Raw genomic sequence first — 3,528 nt, forward strand, 5'->3', positions numbered from 1 at the left:
GGCTACCCGGGCGAGCCGCACGCCGGGACCCACGTGCGCGCCGTCGACACCGCCCGCCGCGCCTGGACCGCCGCGGTCGACGCCGCCGACCGGATCCGGCTCGCCGGGCTGGACCCCGGGGAGCGGCGCACCGTCGAGCGGGTGGTGAAGCTGCTGACCACCGCGCGGGACTCCGACTCCGAACCCGAGCGGCTCGCCGCCTACGGCCGCGCCCGCGTCGAGCTGGACCGGCTGGAACGGTCCGGACGGGTACACCTGCCCCGCCCGGCCCGCGCCCGGCTGGACGCCGCGGCCCGGGGCGAGCTCCCCGGGCCGTGACCGGTCAGGACTTGTCCAGGTAGGCGGCCCGCTCCTCGTCGCCGAGGGTCTCCCCCACCAGGTCCCGCAGCCGCGGGTGGCCGGCCAGGCCCGGGTCGTCGGCGACCAGGTGCCGGGCGTACACCTGGGCCTTCTCGATGACCTCGCCGTGGCGCAGCAGCGACAGCAGCTTGAGCCCCGAGCGGGAGCCGGACTGGCTCGACCCGAGCACGTCGCCCTCGCGGCGCAGCTCCAGGTCGAGGCGGGCCAGCTCGAAGCCGTCGGTGGTCCCGGCGATCGCGTCGAGCCGTTCGCGGGCGGCGGTCGCGGCGGGCATGTCGGTGACCAGCAGGCACAGGCCGGGTGCGCTGCCCCGGCCGACCCGGCCGCGCAGCTGGTGCAGCTGGGACAGGCCGAAGCGGTCCGCGTCGAGCAGCACGATCCCGGTCGCGTTCGGCACGTCGACGCCGACCTCGATCACCGTGGTCGCGACGAGCACGTCGAGCTCGGCGCGTTCGAAGGCCCGCATCACGGTGTCCTTCTCCTCCGGCGGGAGCTTGCCGTGCAGGATCCCGACCCGCAGCCCGGCCAGCTTCTCCTCGATCAGCGGGGCGATGTCGAGCACCGCGAGCGGGGCGCGCCGCTCCTCGCCGCCGTCGTCGTCCGGCGGGGGCTCCTCGGCGTCCTCCTTCTCCGTCCCGCCGACCCGGGGGCACACGACGTAGCACTGGTGGCCCGCCTCGACCTCCTCGCGGATCCGCTGCCACACCCGCTCGATCCACGACGGGTGCTCGGCCAGCGGCACGACCGTCGTCGCGACCGGGGAGCGGCCCTTCGGCAACCCCTTCAGCTCGGACACCGCCAGGTCCCCGTAGACGGTCATGGCCACGGTGCGCGGGATCGGCGTGGCCGTCATGACCAGCATGTGCGGGGCCTTCTCGCCGCGGGCGCGCAGCGCGTCGCGCTGCTCCACCCCGAACCGGTGCTGCTCGTCGACCACGACCAGCCCCAGCTCGGCGAACCCGACGGTGTCCTGGATCAGCGCGTGGGTCCCGACGACGATCCCCGCCGCCCCGGACTGCGCGTCGAGCAGCGCCTGCCGCTTGGCCTTCGCCCCCATCGACCCGGTCAGCAGTGTCACCGCGGTCGCGTCCTCCCCCGCGCCGAGCTCGCCGCCGCGACCGAGCGCGCCGAGCATCGCGCGCAGCGAGCGGGCGTGCTGGGCGGCGAGGACCTCGGTGGGGGCCAGCATCGCGGCCTGGGTGCCCGCGTCGACGGCCTGCAGCATCGCCCGCAGCGCGACGATCGTCTTGCCCGCGCCGACGTCGCCCTGCACGAGGCGGTTCATCGGGTACTCGCGGGCGAGGTCCGCGGCGACCTGCTCGCCGACCTCCTGCTGGCCCTCGGTCAGCGGGAACGGGAGGCCCGCGTCGAACGCGGCGAGCAGGCCGTCGTCGCGGCGCGGGCACACCGGGGCAGGCCGCGCGACGGCGGCCTCCCGCCGGAGCGCGAGCGCCAGCTGCACACCGAGCGCCTCGTCCCACACCAGACGGTGCCGGGCGGCGAACAGGTCGGCCTCGGTCTCCGGCACGTGGATGCGCCGCAGCGCCCGCCCCAGCTCGGGCAGCTTCTCCCGCTCGCGCAGCGACTCGGGCAGCGGGTCGGTCGGGTCGTCGATCTGCTCCAGGACCTGGCGCACCGAGCGCGCGATGGCCTGCGAGGTCACCTTCGCGTTCGCCGGGTAGACCGACAGGAACGGGCGCAGCGAGTCGCTCTCCTCGATCTCCTCGAACTGCGGGTGGGTCAGCTGCAGCCGGTTGTTGAACACCCCGACCTTGCCGGAGAAGACGCCGACGACGCCCTGCTTGATGAAGCCCTGCAGCTTCCAGCCGTTGAAGAAGGTGGCGTCGAGCTCGCCGCCCTTCTCGTCCCGGATGACGGCCTTGAGCATCTTCCCGCGCCGGTTGCGCATCTCCCGCAGCTCGGCGCGCGCCACCGCCGCGACGACGGTGACGTGCTCGCCCGCGACCAGCCCGGCGATCTCGGTGAGCCGGCCGCGGTCGACGTAGCGCCGCGGGTAGTGCCGCAGCAGGTCCCCGACGGTCTCCAGCCCGAGCGGGGCCAGCGCGTCGGCGGCCTTGCGCCCGAGCGGCCCGTCGAGCCTGCTGTCGAGGTCGAACCCGTCGTCCATCTACTCCACTCCCAGCACCAGCGGGTAGTCGCCCTGCTCCCCCCGGTGCACCACGACGTCGACCTCCGGGTGGGTGCGGCGCAGGTCCTCGGCGAACCGCTCCCCGAGCTCGTCGGGGGCGGCCGAGCCGAGCAGCACGGTCACCAGCTCCCCACCCGGAGTGAGCATGCGGTGAGCCAACCACAGGGCACCGACAGCGAGATCCGGGGCGATCAGCACGACCTCGCCGTCGGAGATCCCGAGGATCTCCCCCGGGCGGCAGGGACCGGCCCAGGTGAGCGCCTCGGCCTCCGCGACGGCCAGCCCACCGGTCCGGGTGGCGGCCGCGGCCTCGGCCATCGCGACGACGTCGTCCGGGGCGCGACGGGCCGGGTCGTGCACCGCGAGCGCGGCCAGGCCCTGCAGCACCGAGCTCGCCGGGATCACCACCACGTCGATGCCCTCGAACCGCACCCGCTCGGCCGCGGTCTCGGTGACCGTGCGCCGGTGCGTCGCGCACGGCAGCACCACGACGTGCTCGGCGCCGGTCGCGCGGATCGCGGCCAGGACCTCGTCGACGGTCGGGTCCGGGTCGGCGACCAGCACGTTCCCGCCCGCGGCCCGGGCCAGCGCCCCGGCCCCGCTGCTCTCGATCATCAGCAGGACCGCGCGGTCCCGGGTCGGCGGCGCCGGCGGCAACGCCTCGATCCGGATCCCCGACGGGCGCCCGACCGCCAGTCCCGCCTCGACCGCGGGCCCGGCCTCGGTGGTGTGCACGTGCACCATCACCCCGCCACCGCCGTCCCCGGCGAGACCGACCGAGTCCCCGAGCCCGGCGAGCCGGGCACGCAGCGTCTCCAGCGCGGCCGGGTCGGGCCCGGGCAGCCAGTAGGTGACCTCGTAGACCGGCTGGGGCACCCACGGCACGAGTTCGCCGTCGGCGGTGACCGTCGAGGCCGGACCGGGCGTCCCCACCTGCGACGACGGCGGCGGCCCCGGATCACCGCCCGCCGCGGCGACCAGCGCGTCCAGCACGACGACCAGGCCCAGTCCGCCCGCGT

At 75.9% G+C, this 3,528-nt stretch carries 2 protein-coding genes and 1 pseudogene; 1 reads left to right on the top strand and 2 read right to left on the bottom strand.

Annotated features, from left to right (window positions below; translation table 11 throughout):
* The coding region (locus tag GTW08_RS02030) for a hypothetical protein (protein WP_202416271.1) at positions 1-318 on the top strand (318 nt) is incomplete at its 5' end.
* A gap of 4 nt (positions 319-322) precedes the next feature.
* On the opposite strand, the gene recG is transcribed toward GTW08_RS02030, so the two are convergent.
* Together recG and GTW08_RS02040 are read right to left on the bottom strand one after the other, a co-directional pair.
* Positions 323-2,488, bottom strand: a complete 2,166-nt coding sequence (gene recG / locus GTW08_RS02035) for an ATP-dependent DNA helicase RecG (RefSeq protein ID WP_073578211.1) — start codon at positions 2,486-2,488, stop codon at positions 323-325.
* Positions 2,489-3,528: pseudogene (locus GTW08_RS02040) on the bottom strand (dihydroxyacetone kinase); the annotation flags it as partial.

Source organism: Pseudonocardia sp. SID8383, from assembly GCF_009864975.1.
GTDB classification, from domain to species: Bacteria; Actinomycetota; Actinomycetes; order Mycobacteriales; family Pseudonocardiaceae; genus Pseudonocardia; species Pseudonocardia alni.

What these genes read in the sequence shown, in the direction of transcription:
- recG (WP_073578211.1), bottom strand. Translation starts at nt 2,488, where the DNA reads ATGGACGACGGGTTCGACCTCGACAGCAGGCTCGACGGGCCGCTCGGG.